Annotated in this window: 17 protein-coding genes; 16 read left to right on the top strand and 1 reads right to left on the bottom strand. The window is 52.1% G+C overall.

What is annotated here, in order from left to right:
• Nucleotides 1-8 precede the first annotated feature (8 nt).
• The 12 genes from atpA (at nucleotide 9) to phoU (ending at nucleotide 13,924) form a co-directional block, all read left to right on the top strand.
• Complete coding sequence (gene atpA / locus J1781_RS07495) at nucleotides 9-1,550, top strand: F0F1 ATP synthase subunit alpha (RefSeq protein WP_013577682.1); 1,542 nt, start codon at nucleotides 9-11, stop codon at nucleotides 1,548-1,550.
• A 71-nt stretch (nucleotides 1,551-1,621) separates the two neighbouring features.
• A complete protein-coding gene (gene atpG / locus J1781_RS07490; RefSeq protein WP_013577683.1) occupies nucleotides 1,622-2,485 on the top strand; it encodes a F0F1 ATP synthase subunit gamma in 864 nt (287 codons plus the stop codon).
• Between the two features lie 32 nt (nucleotides 2,486-2,517).
• Complete coding sequence (atpD, locus tag J1781_RS07485) at nucleotides 2,518-3,900, top strand: F0F1 ATP synthase subunit beta (RefSeq protein ID WP_013577684.1); 1,383 nt, start codon at nucleotides 2,518-2,520, stop codon at nucleotides 3,898-3,900.
• A gap of 27 nt (nucleotides 3,901-3,927) precedes the next feature.
• Nucleotides 3,928-4,350 (top strand): F0F1 ATP synthase subunit epsilon, encoded by a 423-nt coding sequence (locus J1781_RS07480; protein WP_101077831.1) that lies wholly within the window; start codon nucleotides 3,928-3,930, stop codon nucleotides 4,348-4,350.
• A gap of 271 nt (nucleotides 4,351-4,621) precedes the next feature.
• Nucleotides 4,622-5,992, top strand: a complete 1,371-nt coding sequence (gene glmU / locus J1781_RS07475; protein WP_129954131.1) for a bifunctional UDP-N-acetylglucosamine diphosphorylase/glucosamine-1-phosphate N-acetyltransferase GlmU — start codon at nucleotides 4,622-4,624, stop codon at nucleotides 5,990-5,992.
• 132 nt (nucleotides 5,993-6,124) lie between these two features.
• Nucleotides 6,125-7,954: a glutamine--fructose-6-phosphate transaminase (isomerizing) gene (gene glmS / locus J1781_RS07470; protein ID WP_217220958.1), complete on the top strand. Its 1,830-nt coding sequence runs from the start codon at nucleotides 6,125-6,127 to the stop codon at nucleotides 7,952-7,954.
• A gap of 178 nt (nucleotides 7,955-8,132) precedes the next feature.
• On the top strand, nucleotides 8,133-9,020 hold the full coding sequence (gene rluF / locus J1781_RS07465; RefSeq protein WP_217233402.1) for a 23S rRNA pseudouridine(2604) synthase RluF: 888 nt from the start codon (nucleotides 8,133-8,135) through the stop codon (nucleotides 9,018-9,020).
• Nucleotides 9,021-9,236: 216 nt separating this feature from the next.
• Entirely contained in the window at nucleotides 9,237-10,277 is a 1,041-nt protein-coding gene (gene pstS / locus J1781_RS07460; protein ID WP_129954125.1) for a phosphate ABC transporter substrate-binding protein PstS, read from the top strand.
• Between the two features lie 192 nt (nucleotides 10,278-10,469).
• The gene (gene pstC, locus J1781_RS07455; RefSeq protein ID WP_129954123.1) at nucleotides 10,470-11,426 is read left to right on the top strand and encodes a phosphate ABC transporter permease PstC; all 957 of its coding nucleotides are present in this window, start codon (nucleotides 10,470-10,472) and stop codon (nucleotides 11,424-11,426) included.
• 1 nt (nucleotide 11,427) lies between these two features.
• Nucleotides 11,428-12,315 carry a phosphate ABC transporter permease PstA gene (gene pstA / locus J1781_RS07450; protein ID WP_129991556.1) on the top strand — a complete coding sequence of 296 codons (888 nt, stop codon included), beginning with the start codon at nucleotides 11,428-11,430 and terminating at the stop codon, nucleotides 12,313-12,315.
• Between the two features lie 99 nt (nucleotides 12,316-12,414).
• Nucleotides 12,415-13,182 carry a phosphate ABC transporter ATP-binding protein PstB gene (pstB, locus tag J1781_RS07445; RefSeq protein ID WP_013577692.1) on the top strand — a complete coding sequence of 256 codons (768 nt, stop codon included), beginning with the start codon at nucleotides 12,415-12,417 and terminating at the stop codon, nucleotides 13,180-13,182.
• Nucleotides 13,183-13,192: 10 nt separating this feature from the next.
• A complete protein-coding gene (phoU, locus tag J1781_RS07440) occupies nucleotides 13,193-13,924 on the top strand; it encodes a phosphate signaling complex protein PhoU (RefSeq protein ID WP_112290873.1) in 732 nt (243 codons plus the stop codon).
• An 84-nt stretch (nucleotides 13,925-14,008) separates the two neighbouring features.
• Here phoU and J1781_RS07435 read toward each other — a convergent pair whose 3' ends face one another.
• The gene (locus J1781_RS07435; RefSeq protein WP_129954119.1) at nucleotides 14,009-14,701 is read right to left on the bottom strand and encodes a TetR/AcrR family transcriptional regulator; all 693 of its coding nucleotides are present in this window, start codon (nucleotides 14,699-14,701) and stop codon (nucleotides 14,009-14,011) included.
• A gap of 164 nt (nucleotides 14,702-14,865) precedes the next feature.
• Between J1781_RS07435 and J1781_RS07430 the strand changes: the two genes are divergently transcribed.
• From J1781_RS07430 to J1781_RS07415, 4 genes are all read left to right on the top strand, one after another.
• Nucleotides 14,866-15,645: a sugar phosphate isomerase/epimerase family protein gene (locus J1781_RS07430; protein WP_238483487.1), complete on the top strand. Its 780-nt coding sequence runs from the start codon at nucleotides 14,866-14,868 to the stop codon at nucleotides 15,643-15,645.
• 102 nt (nucleotides 15,646-15,747) lie between these two features.
• Nucleotides 15,748-16,191, top strand: coding sequence for a fructose PTS transporter subunit IIA (locus J1781_RS07425; RefSeq protein ID WP_217220955.1), 444 nt, complete (start codon nucleotides 15,748-15,750; stop codon nucleotides 16,189-16,191).
• 13 nt (nucleotides 16,192-16,204) lie between these two features.
• On the top strand, nucleotides 16,205-17,650 hold the full coding sequence (locus J1781_RS07420) for a PTS fructose-like transporter subunit IIBC (RefSeq protein WP_217220954.1): 1,446 nt from the start codon (nucleotides 16,205-16,207) through the stop codon (nucleotides 17,648-17,650).
• Nucleotides 17,640-18,719, top strand: coding sequence for a zinc-binding metallopeptidase family protein (locus J1781_RS07415; protein ID WP_129991551.1), 1,080 nt, complete (start codon nucleotides 17,640-17,642; stop codon nucleotides 18,717-18,719). The genes J1781_RS07420 and J1781_RS07415 overlap by 11 nt, the downstream gene beginning before the upstream one ends.
• Nucleotides 18,720-18,732: the final 13 nt, after the last annotated feature.

Genomic DNA, 18,732 nt, shown 5'->3' with positions numbered 1-18,732 from the left:
ACTGGAGCATGCAACTGAATTCCACCGAAATCAGCGAACTGATCAAGCAGCGCATTGCTCAGTTCAATGTGGTGAGCGAAGCTCACAATGAAGGTACTATCGTTTCCGTCAGTGACGGGATCATCCGCGTGCACGGCTTAGCCGATGTCATGCAAGGCGAAATGATTGCGTTGCCGGGTAACCGTTACGCTATCGCCCTGAACCTGGAGCGCGACTCTGTAGGTGCCGTTGTAATGGGCCCTTACGCTGACCTCGCCGAAGGTATGAAAGTAAAATGTACTGGCCGTATCCTGGAAGTTCCTGTTGGCCGTGGCCTGTTAGGTCGCGTTGTTAACACCCTGGGTGCGCCAATTGATGGTAAAGGTCCGGTAGAGCACGACGGCTTCTCAGCTGTTGAAGCGATCGCACCTGGCGTTATCGAACGTCAGTCCGTCGATGAACCTGTGCAGACAGGTTATAAGTCCGTTGATGCCATGATCCCAATCGGTCGTGGTCAACGTGAACTGGTCATCGGCGACCGTCAAACCGGTAAAACCGCTCTGGCGATCGATGCGATCATTAACCAGCGTGATTCCGGCATCAAATGTATCTATGTGGCTATCGGCCAGAAAGCGTCCACTATTTCTAACGTGGTTCGTAAACTGGAAGAGCACGGCGCACTGGCAAACACCATCGTTGTTGTTGCAACTGCATCAGAATCTGCTGCACTGCAATACCTGGCACCGTACTCCGGTTGCGCAATGGGTGAATACTTCCGTGACCGCGGTGAAGACGCACTGATCGTTTATGATGACCTGTCTAAACAGGCTGTTGCTTACCGTCAGATCTCCCTGTTGCTTCGTCGTCCACCAGGTCGTGAAGCTTACCCAGGCGACGTTTTCTATCTCCACTCCCGTCTGCTGGAACGTGCTGCGCGTGTAAACGCCGAGTATGTTGAAGCATTCACCAAGGGTGAAGTGAAAGGCAAAACGGGTTCCCTGACTGCGCTTCCAATCATCGAAACGCAAGCGGGCGACGTTTCCGCGTTCGTTCCGACCAACGTAATTTCGATTACTGATGGTCAGATCTTCCTGGAATCTAACCTGTTCAACGCCGGTATTCGTCCTGCGGTTAACCCGGGTATTTCGGTATCCCGTGTGGGTGGTGCTGCTCAGACTAAGATCATGAAGAAACTGTCCGGTGGTATTCGTACCGCTCTGGCACAGTATCGTGAGCTGGCTGCGTTCTCGCAGTTCGCTTCAGATCTGGATGAGGCAACCCGTAAACAGCTGAACCACGGTCAGAAAGTGACTGAGCTGCTGAAACAGAAACAATACGCTCCGATGTCAATCGTTGCGCAGTCTCTGATTATCTTCGCAGCAGAACGTGGTTATCTGGAAGACGTTGAGTTGTCTAAAGTCGGTAGCTTCGAAGCGGCACTGTTGGCTTACGCCGACCGTGAGCACGGCGAGCTTCTGCAGCAAATCAACCAAACTGGTGCGTATAACGATGAGATCGAGGGTAAATTCAAAAATATCCTTGATACCTTCAAAGCAACCCAGTCCTGGTAACACCTCGCGGCCTTGCTGCCCTGCCTCTGGCAGATAAGCAGCAGGCCGTTTGGTAATGAGGAGAAGCAGAGATGGCCGGCGGAAAAGAGATACGTAGTAAGATCAGCAGCGTGCAAAACACGCAAAAGATCACTAAAGCGATGGAAATGGTCGCCGCCTCCAAAATGCGTAAAACGCAGGATCGCATGGCGGCCAGCCGTCCTTATGCAGAAACCATTCGTGAAGTGATTGGTCACCTTGCGCTTGGGAATCTGGAATACAAGCACCCGTACCTGGATGAGCGTGAAATTAAGCGCGTCGGGTATCTGGTGGTGTCTACCGACCGTGGTCTTTGTGGTGGTCTGAACATTAACCTGTTCAAGAAACTGCTGTCAGAGATGAAAGGCTGGTCCGAAAAAGGTGTTGAAGTTGATCTCGCACTGATCGGTTCCAAAGCAGCTTCTTTCTTCGGCTCCGTTGGGGGCAACGTTGTTGCTCAGGTGACTGGCATGGGGGATAACCCTTCTCTGTCAGAACTGATCGGGCCGGTGAAAGTGATGTTGCAGGCTTTCGACGAAGGTCGTTTAGACAAGTTATGCGTTGTTAGCAATAAGTTCGTCAATACCATGTCCCAGGAACCACGTATCGTTCAGTTGTTGCCTCTGCCACCTGCAGAAGACGGCGAACTGGCGAAAAAATCCTGGGATTACCTGTATGAGCCGGACCCTAAAGCACTGCTGGATACTCTCCTGCGTCGCTATGTGGAATCCCAGGTTTATCAGGGCGTCGTAGAAAACCTGGCCAGCGAACAGGCCGCGCGAATGGTAGCGATGAAAGCCGCAACCGATAACGGCGGCAGCCTGATCAAAGAGCTGCAGTTGGTATACAACAAAGCTCGTCAGGCCAGCATCACTCAGGAACTCACCGAGATCGTCGGGGGAGCCTCCGCGGTTTAAGCTAGGTTTACGAATTACGTAGAGGATTCAAGATGGCTACTGGAAAGATTATCCAGGTAATCGGCGCCGTGGTGGACGTCGAGTTCCCTCAGGATGCAGTACCGAACGTGTACAATGCTCTTGAGGTAGAAAACGGTACCTCCAAACTGGTGCTGGAAGTACAGCAACAGTTAGGCGGCGGCGTTGTTCGTTGTATCGCAATGGGTACCTCAGACGGCCTGCGTCGCGGTCTGAAAGTGAACAACCTGGAACACCCAATTGAAGTACCGGTGGGTAAAGCGACTCTGGGTCGTATCATGAACGTATTGGGTGAACCAATCGACATGAAAGGTGCAATCGGCGAAGAAGAACGTCGTGCGATTCACCGTGCTGCGCCTTCTTATGAAGAGCTGGCAAACTCTCAGGAATTGCTGGAAACCGGTATCAAAGTTATGGACCTGATGTGTCCGTTCGCTAAGGGCGGTAAAGTCGGTCTGTTCGGTGGTGCGGGTGTAGGTAAAACTGTAAACATGATGGAGCTGATCCGTAACATCGCGATCGAGCACTCCGGTTATTCTGTGTTTGCAGGCGTGGGTGAGCGTACTCGTGAGGGTAATGACTTCTACCACGAAATGACTGACTCCAACGTTATCGACAAAGTTTCCCTGGTGTATGGTCAGATGAATGAGCCACCAGGTAACCGTCTGCGTGTTGCACTGACCGGCCTGACTATGGCGGAGAAATTCCGTGATGAAGGTCGTGACGTACTGCTGTTCGTTGACAACATTTACCGTTACACCCTGGCCGGTACCGAAGTGTCCGCACTTCTGGGCCGTATGCCATCGGCGGTAGGTTATCAGCCAACGCTGGCGGAAGAGATGGGCGCTCTGCAAGAACGTATCACCTCTACCAAAAGTGGTTCCATCACCTCCGTACAGGCCGTTTACGTTCCTGCGGATGACTTGACTGACCCATCACCTGCTACCACCTTCGCTCACTTAGATGCGACCGTGGTTCTGAGTCGTCAGATCGCGTCACTGGGTATTTACCCGGCGGTTGACCCACTGGATTCCACCAGCCGTCAGCTGGATCCACTGGTTGTTGGTCAGGAACACTACGATGTGGCTCGTGGCGTGCAGTCTATTCTGCAACGTTACCAGGAACTGAAAGACATCATCGCGATCCTGGGTATGGACGAGTTGTCAGAAGATGACAAACTGGTTGTATCCCGTGCGCGTAAAATTCAGCGTTTCCTGTCCCAGCCATTCTTCGTGGCCGAAGTCTTTACCGGTTCTCCGGGCAAGTTCGTATCGCTGAAAGATACCATTCGTGGTTTCAAAGGCATTATGGACGGCGACTACGATCACCTGCCGGAACAAGCGTTCTACATGGTTGGCACCATTGATGAAGCAGTGGAAAAAGCCAAAAAACTGTAACGCTAGCTTGTTGTGAGAGAGGATGACATGGCTGAAAAAGCTTACCATCTGGATGTTGTCAGTGCGGAAAAACGTATGTTTGCCGGCATGGTACAAAAGATCCAGGTGACGGGTAGCGAAGGCGAACTGGGTATTTTCCCGGGGCATGCTCCGCTGCTCACCGCCATCAAGCCTGGCATGGTGCGCATTGTTAAAGAACACGGTGAAGAAGAGTATATCTATCTTTCCGGCGGCATCCTTGAGGTGCAACCGAATGCAACGACCGTGTTGGCTGATACTGCAATCCGTGGGCAAGACCTCGACGAAGCGCGAGCGCTTGAAGCTAAGCGCAAAGCGGAAGAACACATTAGTGGTTCTCACGGCGACGTTGATTACGCTCAGGCGTCAGCGGAACTGGCTAAGGCGATCGCGAAACTTCGCGTTATCGAACTAACCAGAAAAGCGATGTAACTAAATCAGTTTAAAAAGCGACCTTCGGGTCGCTTTTTTTTTGTTTTTAAAAAAGCGTATTTTCAGTCATTTCCCCAAGGTTAATTTTCGATTTTAGTGGAATACTTGGACGATTAGTGGACGCTTTACCCTCCGTTTTTTTGCTGTAGTCTATGTCGTGTTCAACCCTTGCTGGCTGCGGCTTTCGGGTGGTTTTTGAAGCGAAATATGTAGTAATCCGTCCATTGAACGGATTACATTTGTCACTCAAATTGGATTTGTCAGGTTACCTATGTCGAACAGCACACTGAGTGTGGTGATCCTTGCCGCGGGCAAGGGAACACGCATGTATTCCAACCTTCCAAAAGTTCTTCATTCCTTGGCGGGCAAGCCAATGGTCCAGCACGTTATTGATGCGGCTACGCAGGTCGGCGCGCGCAACGTGCATCTGGTCTATGGTCACGGTGGCGATTTATTGAAGAAAAATCTGGCGGGCAGTGATCTGAACTGGGTATTGCAGGCAGAGCAACTGGGGACCGGTCATGCGATGCAGCAGGCGGCGCCTTATTTTGCCGATGACGAAGATATCCTGATGCTGTACGGCGATGTTCCGCTGATTTCCGTCGATACGCTGAATAATTTACTGCAAGCCAAACCGGAAGGTGGCATAGGTTTACTGACGGTGGTGCTGGATGATCCCACTGGCTATGGGCGTATCGTCCGTGAGAATGGCATCGTTACCGGCATCATTGAGCAAAAAGATGCCAGCGAAGAACAGCTGAAAATCCGTGAAATTAACACCGGCATCCTGGTCGCCAATGGCGCGTCATTAAAACGCTGGCTCAGCCAACTGAGCAACAACAATGCGCAGGGTGAATACTACATCACTGACATTATTGCGATGGCGCACGCCGAAGGACATATCATCGCGACGGTGCATCCGGCGCGTAACAGTGAGGTGGATGGTGTGAATAACCGCCTGCAACTGTCCCGTCTTGAACGCGTATATCAGAGTGAACAGGCAGAGCGTCTGTTGCTCGAAGGCGTAATGCTGATGGATCCGGCGCGGTTTGATCTGCGTGGCGAACTGTCGCACGGTATCGACGTACTGATAGATACCAATGTCATTATCGAAGGTCACGTAAAACTGGGTGACCGCGTCAAGATCGGCGCAGGCTGTGTGCTGAAAAATTGCGTTATCGGCGACGATTGCGAAGTCAGTCCGTACAGCGTATTCGAAGATGCAGTGCTGGAAAGCGGCTGTACGGTCGGGCCTTTTGCCCGTCTGCGTCCCGGCGCTGAACTGGCAGAAGGTGCGCATGTTGGCAATTTCGTTGAAATCAAAAAAGCGCGTCTCGGCAAAGGCTCAAAAGCGGGCCATCTCTCCTATCTTGGCGATGCTGATATAGGGGATAACGTCAATATCGGCGCAGGTACCATTACCTGTAACTACGACGGCGTAAATAAGCATAAGACCATCATCGGGAATGATGTCTTTGTAGGTTCAGATTCTCAACTGGTCGCGCCCGTGACAGTGGGGAATAACGTGACCATCGCCGCCGGTACAACGGTCACCCGCGACGTGCCGGACAAAGGTTTAGTGTTAAGCCGGGTGCCTCAGTTACATAAACCAGACTGGCAGAAACCGGTAAAGAAAAAATAAGCTGTTCATAATAATTCCCCACTCTCTACAAGGCTCGGGGAACCGCAAGTACACCGGAAAACGGGGCTTGTGGATAAATCAGGTCAGGCATCAAAAAAGGTCCCGAAAGGACCTTCATTAGGAATAAAACTGATGTGTGGAATTGTAGGCGCAGTAGCGCAACGCGATATTGCTGAAATTCTGTTGGAAGGTTTACGTCGTCTCGAATACCGCGGTTATGACTCCGCCGGGCTGGCTGTCATTGATGCTGCGGGAAAAATGGGCCGCTTACGTCGTCTGGGTAAAGTCCAGATGCTGGCTGATGCACTGGACGAACATCCTTTGCAGGGCGGCACCGGTATTGCTCACACGCGATGGGCCACTCATGGCGAACCTTCTGAAGCGAATGCTCACCCGCATGTATCTGATTACATTGCCGTCGTGCATAACGGTATTATCGAAAACCACGAACCTCTGCGTGAATTACTGACTGAACGCGGCTACCGTTTTGATTCTGAAACGGATACTGAAGTGATCGCACATCTGGTGCATTGGGAACAACTTCAGGGCGGTACGCTGCTGGAAGTCGTACAGCGTGTGATCCCGCAACTGCGTGGCGCTTACGGTACTGTGGTGATGGACAGGCGCGACCCGTCTGTCCTGGTGGCCGCCCGTTCCGGTAGCCCGCTGGTGATTGGTCGTGGCGTTGGGGAAAACTTCATTGCTTCCGACCAGTTGGCACTGTTACCTGTGACCCGTCGCTTCCTGTTCCTTGAAGAAGGGGATGTGGCTGAAATTAAACGCCGTTCTGTCAGCGTTTATGATAAAACCGGCCATGCCGTTGAGCGTGAAGAAATTGAATCTAAAGTGCAGTACGACGCTGGTGATAAAGGCGTATACCGTCACTATATGCAAAAAGAGATCTACGAACAGCCGCTGGCAATCAAAAACACCCTGGAAGGGCGTTTCAGCCACGGTGAAGTGAACCTCAGCGAGCTGGGCGAAAAAGCGGACGAAATCTTATCGCGTGTTCAACATGTGCAGATTATCGCCTGTGGCACGTCATATAACTCGGGAATGGTGGCGCGTTACTGGTTTGAGTCACTGGCTGGCATGCCTTGTGATGTTGAGATCGCTTCAGAGTTTCGCTATCGCAAATCTGCCGTTCGTCCGGGCAGCCTGATCATCACGCTTTCTCAGTCTGGTGAAACGGCAGATACGCTGGCCGCGCTGCGTTTGTCAAAAGAGCTGGGTTATCTCGGTTCTCTGGCAGTGTGTAACGTAGCCGGTTCTTCACTGGTGCGTGAATCCGATCTGGCGCTGATGACCAAAGCAGGCACCGAAATCGGCGTGGCATCAACCAAAGCGTTCACCACACAACTGACCGTTCTGCTGATGCTGGTGGCGCGTATGGGGCGCCTGAAAGGGATGAATCCGCAAGTTGAGCACGATATTGTTCACGCGCTCCAGGCGTTGCCTGCGCGTATCGAACAAATGTTGTCGCTGGATAAAACCATCGAAACGCTGGCCGAAGGTTTTTCTGATAAACATCACGCTCTGTTCCTCGGCCGTGGTGATCAGTATCCGATTGCGATGGAAGGTGCGCTGAAGCTGAAAGAGATTTCTTATATTCACGCGGAAGCCTATGCGGCGGGTGAGCTGAAGCATGGTCCGCTGGCGCTGATTGACGCAGATATGCCGGTGATCGTGGTGGCACCAAATAACGAATTGCTGGAAAAACTGAAATCGAATATCGAAGAAGTGCGCGCCCGTGGCGGTTTGCTGTATGTCTTTGCCGATCAGGATGCCGGTTTTACCGACAGTGAAGGCATGAAGATTATCCAGCTGCCACACGTTGAGGAAATTGTCGCACCTATTTTCTATACCGTTCCGCTACAGTTGCTGTCCTACTACGTTGCCCTGATTAAAGGTACCGACGTTGACCAGCCACGTAACCTGGCGAAATCTGTGACTGTCGAATAAGACTGTCCGGTTTCAGCTATGCGATATATAAGCGCCTCCCGGGGCGCTTTTCTATTTTCAGAATGTTTTTGCCTGATTCCCCACTTTCCCGGCAGCCGATCACGATTCTCCCCTCTCAGGCTTCGTAACCCGCCCCGGATAAGGTATAGTTCGCGTTTTTCTGAAGGTACCCCGCTGAATGCTGACCAATTCCTCCATTCGTCTTAACAAATACATCAGCGAGAGCGGAATTTGCTCGCGCCGCGATGCCGATCGTTACATCGAACAGGGAAATGTTTTTATTAACGGCAGGCGTGCCGCGGTAGGCGCTCAGGTATTTGCCGGCGATGTGGTGAAAGTGAATGGTCAGGTTATCGAACCGCGAGATGAAGAAGATCTGGTACTGATCGCGCTGAACAAACCTGTCGGCATCATCACCACGATGGAAGAAGGTGAGCGGGACAACATCCGTGATTTCGTTAACCACAGCAAACGCGTCTTCCCGATTGGCCGTCTGGATAAAGATTCCCAGGGCCTGATTTTACTGACCAATCACGGTGATCTGGTCAACAAAATCCTGCGTGCCGGTAACGACCACGAAAAAGAATACATCGTCACCGTCAACAAGCCGATCACAGACGAGTTTATTGCCGGTATGGGCGCGGGCGTGCCGATGCTCGGTACCGTGACCAAAAAGTGCAAAGTGAAGAAAGAAGCGCCGATGGTGTTTCGTATTACGCTGGTGCAGGGCCTTAACCGTCAGATCCGTCGCATGACCAAGCATTTTGGTTTTGAGGTCACTAAGCTCGAACGCGTGCGCATCATGAACATCAATCTGAAAGGATTGCCGCTGGGCGAATGGCGCGATCTGACCGATGATGAACTGATTGAGTTGTTTAAGCTGATTGAAAACTCCTCGTCTGAAGATAAACCGGCGAAAAAAACGCAGGCAAAGCATACTCAGGCTAAAAAAGCGGTTGTCACAAAACCGGCTGCCACAAAAACAAAAAATACCGAAAAACCTGAAGCTAATTCTGCATCCCGCAAGCGTTTTGCCCAGCCTGGTCGTAAGAAAAAAGGGCGTTAATTTACCTGTTTTTCATTATCTGCCGGTGTAATAACCGGCTTTTCCCGCTTAAAACACCTTCATATTGCCCGGGTGGTTCGAATTGTGAACGGTGTCATAAAACTGTCATATAACGTACATTTTACTGTCACTAAACTGTCCTATTTTCCTCCTGTGCCAAACACTTTAATTAACGTCGACATCAGTCGGGAAGTTTAAAACCACCAGGAGTGGAACATGAAATTGATGCGTAACACCGTCGCCGGTCTTGTAGCAGCGACTTTCTCCCTCACAGCAATGTCTGCTTTCGCTGCCACTAACCTGACTGGCGCTGGCGGCACCTTCCCCGCACCTGTCTACGCTAAGTGGGCTGACGCATATCAGAAAGCAACCGGTACTCAGGTGAACTACCAGGGCATCGGTTCTTCCGGCGGCGTAAAACAAATCATCGCCAAGACCGTTGATTTCGGCGCATCTGATGCACCGATGAAAGAAGAAGATCTGAATAAAAATGGCCTGTTCCAGTTCCCTACCGTGATCGGTGGCGTGGTGCTGGCTGTTAACATCCCTGGCATCAAATCTGGTCAGCTGACACTCGATGGCGCAACGCTGGGTGACATTTACCTCGGTAAAATCAAAAAGTGGAACGACGCAGCGATCACTAAGCTGAACCCGGGTGTGAAATTGCCAGACACCAACATCGCAGTGGTGCGTCGTGCTGACGGTTCCGGTACTTCGTTCGTATTCACCAGCTATCTGGCGAAAGTCAACAGCGAGTGGAAAGACAAAATCGGTGCAGGTTCAACGGTGAACTGGCCAACGGGTCTCGGTGGCAAAGGCAATGACGGTGTGGCCGCATTCGTACAGCGTCTGCCAGGTTCAATCGGTTACGTTGAATATGCTTATGCTAAGCAAAATAACCTGGCTTATACCAAGTTGGTCGATGCAGACGGCAAAGCTATCAGCCCGACGGAAGCCTCCTTCAGTGCAGCTGCTAAAGGCGCTGACTGGAGCAAAACCTTCGCTCAGGACCTGACCAATCAGAAAGGTGATAATGCGTGGCCAATCAGCTCCACCACTTTCATCCTGGTTTACAAAGATCAGCAAGATGCAGCGAAGGGCGCAGAAGTGCTGAAGTTCTTCGACTGGGCCTACAAAAATGGCACCAAACTGACAACTGATTTGGACTATGCCGCACTGCCAGCCTCTGTTGTAGAGCAGATCCGTGCAGCCTGGAAGACCAACATCAAAGACAGCAGCGGTAAAGCACTGTACTAGGAATACCCGTCATACCTGAAGCTGCACCGGCGTTAGCTGCGCTCGTTCACCCGAATCACTTACTTGAGTAAGCTCATCGGGATTCACTTGCTTGCTGCCTTGGTGCAACTCCAATTATTTTGGGTATAGTAACTCTGCTTCATTCCCTCTCCGGCCGGGGAGGGAATTAAATCTGAATTAAAAGAGAGTGGTATGGCTGAATACAAGCCGGCTATCAAGGCACCTGGCAAAAACGGTGACATCATCTTCGGCGCGCTGGTTAAACTGGCAGCGCTGATAGTGCTATTTATGCTGGGCGGCATTATCGTCTCGCTGTTTATTGCTTCTCTGCCGAGCATTGAAAAGTTCGGATTATCCTTCCTGTGGACGAAAACCTGGGATGCGCCGAACCAACAATTTGGTGCACTGGTGCCGATTTATGGCACGGTTGTAACCTCCATTATTGCCCTGCTGATTGCTGTTCCGGTGAGCTTTGGCATCGCATTATTTCTCACCGAGCTTGCACCTAACTGGATGAAGCGCCCGCTGGGGATTGCTATTGAACTGCTGGCGGCTATCCCCAGTATTGTTTATGGCATGTGGGGTCTGTTCGTTTTCGCCCCGCTGTTTGCGCAATATTTCCAGACGCCGGTGGGCGACGTGCTTTCCGGTATCCCGATTGTTGGCGAACTGTTTGCCGGCCCGGGTTTCGGTATCGGTATTCTGGCGGCAGGTGTCATTCTCGCCATTATGATCATCCCGTATATAGCTTCCGTTATGCGTGATGTATTCGAACAAACGCCGGTGATGATGAAAGAATCTGCTTACGGCATTGGTTGCACCACATGGGAGGTGATCTGGCGCATCGTGCTGCCATTCACCAAAAATGGTGTGATTGGTGGCGTGATGTTAGGCCTGGGACGCGCACTTGGCGAGACCATGGCGGTGACCTTCATTATCGGTAACACCTACCAGCTCGACAGCGCATCGCTGTACGCGCCGGGCAACAGTATTACCTCCGCACTGGCGAACGAATTTGCCGAAGCGGAAGCCGGATTGCACACCTCTGCACTGATGGAACTGGGACTGATCCTGTTCGTCATTACCTTTATTGTTCTGGCGCTGTCGAAAATGATGATCCTGCGTCTGGCTAAGAAAGAGGGCCGTTAAGATGACGACACTCGACATGCAAAGTACCCCGGCGCTGCTGGAATCGCGTCGAAAACGTCAGGCGTGGCGCCGTCAGAAAAACCGTCTGGCACTGATGATCTCCATGCTGACCATGGCGTTTGGCCTGTTCTGGCTGGTGTGGATCCTGTTCACCACTATCGTTAAAGGTGTAGACGGAATGTCGCTGGCGCTGTTCACGCAGAACACCCCGCCACCGAATACGGCAGGCGGTGGTCTGGCTAATGCCATTGCGGGCAGCGGATTACTGATTTTATGGGCCACGTTGATTGGTACGCCACTGGGCGTCATGGCCGGGATTTATCTCGCCGAATATGGTCGTAAATCCTGGCTGGCGGAATTCATCCGTTTTATTAACGACATCCTGCTCTCCGCGCCATCGATTGTGGTGGGCTTGTTTGTGTACACCATCATGGTGGCAAAAATGGGGCATTTCTCCGGATGGGCGGGTGTGCTGGCGCTGGCGCTGTTACAGATCCCGATTGTTATCCGCACCACGGAAAATATGCTGAAACTGGTGCCGGACAGCCTGCGTGAAGCGGCTTATGCGCTGGGTACGCCGAAGTGGAAAATGATCTCAGCCATCACGCTGAAAGCCTCTGTTTCCGGCATTATTACCGGGATACTGTTGGCGATTGCCCGTATTGCCGGTGAAACCGCGCCGCTGCTGTTCACCTCGCTCTCCAATCAGTTCTGGAGCACCGACATGATGCAGCCGATTGCTAACCTGCCGGTCACCATCTTTAAGTTTGCGATGAGCCCGTTCGGCGAATGGCAACAACTGGCCTGGGCGGGCGTGCTGCTGATTACGGTTTGTGTGCTGTTACTGAACATCCTGGCGCGTGTGATTTTTGCCCCGAAAAAGCAATAAGTTAATTCATTATTGATGGCAGGCGATAACGGCTGCTGTCACTGTTTACCCGGCGTCGCCACGCGGCGCACGAAAAAGAGAGATGTCTTAATGAGTCGAATGACTGACGCATCCAACAGCAAAATTCAGGTTCGTGATCTGAACTTTTATTACGGCAAATTCCACGCGCTGAAAAATATTTCCCTGGATATTGCTAAGAACGAAGTCACGGCATTCATCGGCCCTTCAGGTTGTGGCAAATCCACGCTGCTGCGTACGTTTAACAAAATGTACCAGTTGTATCCGGAACAGCATGCTGAAGGTGAAATCCTGCTTGATGGCGAAAACATACTGGTTGATAAGCAAGATATCGCGCTGCTGCGTGCCAAAGTTGGCATGGTCTTCCAGAAACCGACGCCGTTTCCGATGTCAATTTATGACAACATTGCGTTTGGTGTCCGCCTGTTTGAGAAGTTGTCCCGCACGGACATGGATGAGCGCGTGCAATGGGCGCTGACTAAAGCCGCGCTGTGGAATGAATCCAAAGACAAGCTGCACCAGAGCGGTTATAGCCTGTCCGGCGGTCAGCAACAGCGTCTGTGTATCGCGCGTGGTATTGCGATCCGCCCTGACGTTTTATTGCTCGATGAACCTTGCTCCGCGCTCGATCCGATTTCTACCGGTCGTATCGAAGAACTGATCACCGAGCTAAAATCTGATTACACCGTGGTGATTGTGACCCACAACATGCAGCAGGCTGCGCGTTGTTCAGATCGCACTGCGTTTATGTATCTGGGCGAACTGATCGAATACAGCGACACTGACTCGCTGTTCACTTCACCAGCGCGCAAACAGACTGAAGATTACATTACTGGCCGCTACGGTTGAGGTAAAAAGAATGGATAACCTGAACTTAAACAAACACATTTCTGGCCAGTTTAATGCAGAGCTTGAGCACATCCGCACACAGGTTCTGGCGATGGGTGGCCTGGTTGAGCAACAACTGACTGATGCCATCACTGCGATGCACAATCAGGATGCCGAACTGGCGCAACGCGTTATCAAAGGCGATGACAAAGTTAACCTGATGGAAGTGGCGATCGACGAAGCTTGTGTGCGCATCATTGCCAAGCGCCAGCCAACCGCCAGCGATTTACGTCTGGTGATGGCGATTATCAAAACCATTTCTGAACTCGAGCGTATCGGTGATGTGGCCGATAAAATCTGCCGCACGGCGCTGGAAAAATTCTCACATTTGCACCAGCCGTTGCTGGTCAGCCTGGAATCGCTGGGGCGTCATACCGTAGAGATGCTGCATGATGTGCTGGATGCTTTTGCACGTATGGATCTTGACGAAGCGGTGCGTATTTACCGTGAAGACAAAAAAGTGGATCAGGAATATGAAGGCATCGTGCGCCAGCTGATGACTTACATGATGGAAGATCCGCGGACGATTCCAAGCGTGCTGACCGCGCTGTTCTGCGCCCGTTCTATCGAGCGTATCGGTGACCGCTGCCAGAACATTTGCGAGTTCATTTTCTACTTCGTGAAAGGTCAGGATTTCCGTCATGTCGGCGGCGACGCACTGGATAAATTACTGACAGACGGCAAAGACGCGCCGAAAGAATAACGGTTTGCTGAGATTGCCGCACAAAAAAGGCCTCAGACGAGGCCTTTTTGCTTTCAGATCGATACCAGCGTCCGATCAACACAATTATTTCATCACATATCGCAGGGCAACCATGACAGCCAGCTGGCGATAATGGGCGGTCTGTAAATCCCCTTCATCCGGATTTTCAAACAAAGCGCCGAACGTATATTGGTTAGCGACCTGGTGCACACACAGGCTGCTGATGAGGCGGTGAACGTCACGCGCCTGCGCATCATCCTTAAACAGATGGCTTTGTTTACCACGTTCAAGGATATCTTCCAGCAGCGTTAATGCCGTTTTGTTAATTTCACGGATGCTGGTGGACTGGCGGATAAACCGGCCACGCAGCATGTTTTCCGTGGACACAATACGGATGAATTCCGGATGAGAGACATGGAAATCAAAGCTGGCTTCCACCAGTTTAACGATCGCTTCCGCCGGTGGCAGGGAAGATAAGTCCAGTTCCAGTTCATGCTGACGAATACCGCGATAAACGTGCTCCAGCACCAGCATATACAGGGCTTCTTTGGTCTTATAGTGATAGACCACCATACGTTTCGTGGTACGGGCATTGGAGGCAATGTTTTCCATGCGCGCGCCCATCAGACCGGATTCAGCGAATTCAGCCAGAGCACTGTCGAAAATGCGCTGCCTGAGCCCTATCGGATCATTTTTACGTCCCGGCGCCGGGGAATTTTGGCTGCTCAGCGTCTTATCCTCTTCATTAACCCCATTCTCGCCACAGAGATTAACCATTGCTTCGTCCAGATACAATCTGTGCGTTCATACAACTTCGCCGCACTTGACGAACGTGGCATGAGGGTTCACTACTGTAAGTATCGAAGCCTGAATTAAAGGACGCCATTTTGCCTGCAACAACCCGGTTACATTCTATTGCGACAGTTTCAGTACCAGGAACTTTGCCAGAAAAACTCACTGCTATTGCGGCGGCAGGGTTTGATGGTGTAGAGATATTCGAAGATGATTTACTTAAAAGTCCGGTCAAACCGGCGGCTATCCGTAACCTGGCCGATTCCCTCGGCCTGCGCATTTTCCTGCTGCAACCTTTCCGTGATTTCGAAGGGGTGCCTGCGGAGAAGCGGGTTGAAAAACTTGCCAGCGCACGCCGTCAGTTCGATCTGATGAGCGAACTGGGATGCGACCATTTACTGGTGTGCAGCAATACTGATCCCGCCAGTTCGCCGGAGCGCGAGGTACAGATTGCCGATCTCGCGGCGCTGGCCGCAATGGCGCAGCCGTATGCTATCCGCATTGGCTATGAAGCACTGGCATGGGGGAAGCATATCAACCGCTACCGTCAGGCGTGGGATCGGGTGCGCGAGGTGAATAGCCCGGCGCTGGGTATCGTGCTCGACAGTTTTCATATCTTAGCGGTGGGTGACAATCTGGACCGTCTGGATGAAGTGCCGCTGGAAAAAATCAGTTTCCTGCAACTGGCCGATGCGCCGTTTAAAGACATGAACGTGCAGCAGTGGAGCCGCAGTTACCGCTGTTATCCCGGCCAGGGCGATTTACCGCTGGTAGATTTCGTCAGCACGCTGAACCGTAAAGGTTTCACGGGCCCGTGGTCACTGGAAATCTTTAATGATAAAACCTTGCCACTGGCCGATGGCCTGCGCTCCCTGACTGAGCTGGAAAAGCGGATGCAGGCTTACGATCCGTCCGCCTCTGAAAACTGATTCATTGCCAATATGTCATTCCTGACGTGACATATTGGCGATCATTCGCCCACTGCGCTTTGTTTATACTGAAAACCCTGTTCTCACATGGATGTTTTCATCATGACGCTTTTCTCTTCTCAGGCGATAAACCTTTCCCTTCGCGGCCGTACACAGGCTGAAATCCTCCATGAGCTGGCCGAAATGGCCGCTGGCCTTGGAAAAATTAACAATCCTAAAATTTTTGCGCAGGCACTCACCGTGCGTGAATTACATGGCTCTACTGGATTTGGTGACGGCGTCGCGCTGCCGCATACCCGTTCTGCCTGTGTCACATCCCCCGGTATTCTGGTAGCCAGAACTGCGCATCCGGTCACATGGAATGCCTCAGATGATGAGCCGGTTTCCTGCTGGCTGTGTCTGATGATCCCCGAAAATGGTTCAGACGCCGACACGTTGTTACTGTCTAAACTGTGTCGGAAAATGGTCAATCCAGATTTTATCGCAGCACTCAAAACCCGTGATGAACACGGCATTGTTGAGCTGATTTTCAACGCTATTTCCTGACAGGACGTCGGCAATGGAAAACAATTGGAGACTGGTCGCCGTGACCAACTGCCCGGCGGGTATTGCGCATACTTATATGGTGGCTGAGGCACTGGAAAGAAAAGCCCGTTCGCTGGGACACGATATTAAAGTTGAAACGCAGGGCGCCAGCGGCGTGGAAAATACACTGACCGCGCAGGAGATTGAGGCCGCAGATTTTGTCATTCTGGCGCTGGGCAGAACCCTCAGTGAAGACGATCGCCGTCGCTTTGCCGGAAAACGCGTACTGGAAATGAAAATTTCTGACGCGCTGAAAAACATTCCGCTTGTCTTCAACACGCTGGAAGAAAAAGCAATGTTAATGAAGGAGGCATCCGGCGTCAGGCTTGGTCAGCAGCCGGTGAAAGCCGACAGCATCATGAATCATCTGATGGCGGGTGTCTCAGCAGCTTTACCGTTTGTGATCGGCGGGGGATTGCTGGTGGCGCTGGCCAATATGCTGGTGCAGATGGGGTTGCCATATATTGCGCAGGGCAATGACGTTTCGCCATCCTTTACCTGGATTGTGGAATCCATCGGTTATCTGGGGTTCAAATTCATGATCCCGGTAATGGGTGCGTACATTGCCAGTTCGGTAGGCGATAAACCGGCGTTTGCCCCGGCCTTCCTGGTCAGTTATCTGGCCAATGACAGCGCGATTCTGGGCACCAGTTCCGGCGCAGGTTTTCTCGGCGCGGTGGTCCTCGGGTTAAGCATCGGCTATTTCGTCCGTGCATTGCGTAAAGTCCGACTTGGAAATTCACTTCAGCCATTGCTCGGCTCAATGCTGATCCCGTTCGTGACATTGGCGCTGTTTGGCCTGCTGACTTATTACCTGATCGGGCCCGTCATGGCCGGCATGATGGAACTCCTGCTGCATCTGCTCAATACCATCCCGATGTCGATGAAACTCGGCGCAGCCTGTCTGGTCGGCGCGATGCTGGCGTTTGACATGGGCGGGCCGGTCAACAAAACAGCGTGGTTTTTCTGTTTTTCACTGCTCGATAAAGGCATTTATGACTGGTATGCCATTGTCGGTGTGGTCGCGCTGATGCCGCCGATGTCTGCCGCACTGGCGACATTTCTCGCCCCTCGTCTGTTTACCGAACAGGAGCGGGGTGCTGCGGTCAGCACGCTGGTGGTAGGCGCCACGGTAGCCACCGAACCGGCTATTCCCTATGCACTTGCGGCTCCTCTGCCGATGATCACTGCCAACACGCTGAGCGGCGGCATTGCCGGAATGCTGGTGATGGTCTTTGGTCTCCGGCGGCTGGCACCCGGACTTGGGGTTTTCGATCCGCTGATTGGTCTGATGTCGCCGTGGTACAGCTTTTATCTGGTGCTAGGTATCGGGCTGCTGCTCAACGTGGCCTTCATCGTTATTTTCAAAAACTGGTGGATGAAGCGCCAGACGTTAAGGACAGCAACAGATGCGATCTGACATTTTAAAAGACGGTTTACTGGAAAAACTGGCACTGGCCTCCGGCGTCAGCGGTGATGAACAGGAAATCCGTGAAATCCTGTATCAGGCCGTCAAACCTCACGCAGGGGAAATTACTTTTGACGGCCTGGGAAGTTTTATCGCCCGTAAAGGTACGCGCGGGCCGAAGGTCGCGTTGATCGCGCATATGGACGAAGTGGGATTTATTGTTAAGCATATCAATGCGGAAGGCTTCATTTACTTTGATACCGTCGGTTCGTGGTGGAACCAGAGTATGCTCAATCAGCGTGTGGAAATAAAAACCGCCAGCGGGGAAAAAATCCCCGGCATTATCGGCTCGGTCTCACCTCATGCACTGACGGAGGAAGATAAATGCCATCCCGTGAAAATAGAAAAAATGTTCATTGATATTGGCGCGGCGTCGGCAGAACAGGTCAGAGAGCGTGGCGTGGCGGTGGGAGATTTTATTTGCCCTGAGCCCTTCTTCAGCACGTTTGGTGATGACGGCATTATGGCAAAAGCATTGGATAACCGTGCGGGCTGCGCCGTAGTGGCGGAGATTTTCCGCCAGTGCCAGAACCCGGATATCCAGCTTTATGCCGTGGCGACGGTGCAGGAGGAAGTTGGGTTGCGCGGTGCGCAGACGTCAGCGGAAGCCGTGAAACCTGATATCGCGATTGTGATAGACACCCTGGTGGCGGGTGATACACCGGGCCTCTGTCCTGTCGCCTTTCCCCTGAAACTCGGCGCAGGGCCAGCCATTTCTTTATTCGATAAGCGTTACATTGCTCACCGTAAATTAACGCAGCTTGTGAAGAATACCGCAGCAGAAATGGGTATTGATTTGCAGTTTTGCACACTCAAAACCGGCGCAACGGATGGCGGGCGTTATAACGTTATGGGCGGCGGAAGGCCGGTGATTGCATTGTGTCTGCCGACACGCTATCTGCATGCAAACGCCTCAGTGATTTGTGCTGCGGATTATAACATGCTGATCCGTCTGGTCGTTTCACTGGTAAATCATTACGGACAGGATGTTCATCAGCAGGTGACGCAATTTATCGGCTGACGGGCTGTGGAGA

The organism is Rahnella perminowiae, assembly GCF_019049695.1.
Lineage (GTDB): Bacteria > Pseudomonadota > Gammaproteobacteria > Enterobacterales > Enterobacteriaceae > Rahnella > Rahnella perminowiae.
This window is presented reverse-complemented; position numbering and strand designations above follow the sequence as displayed.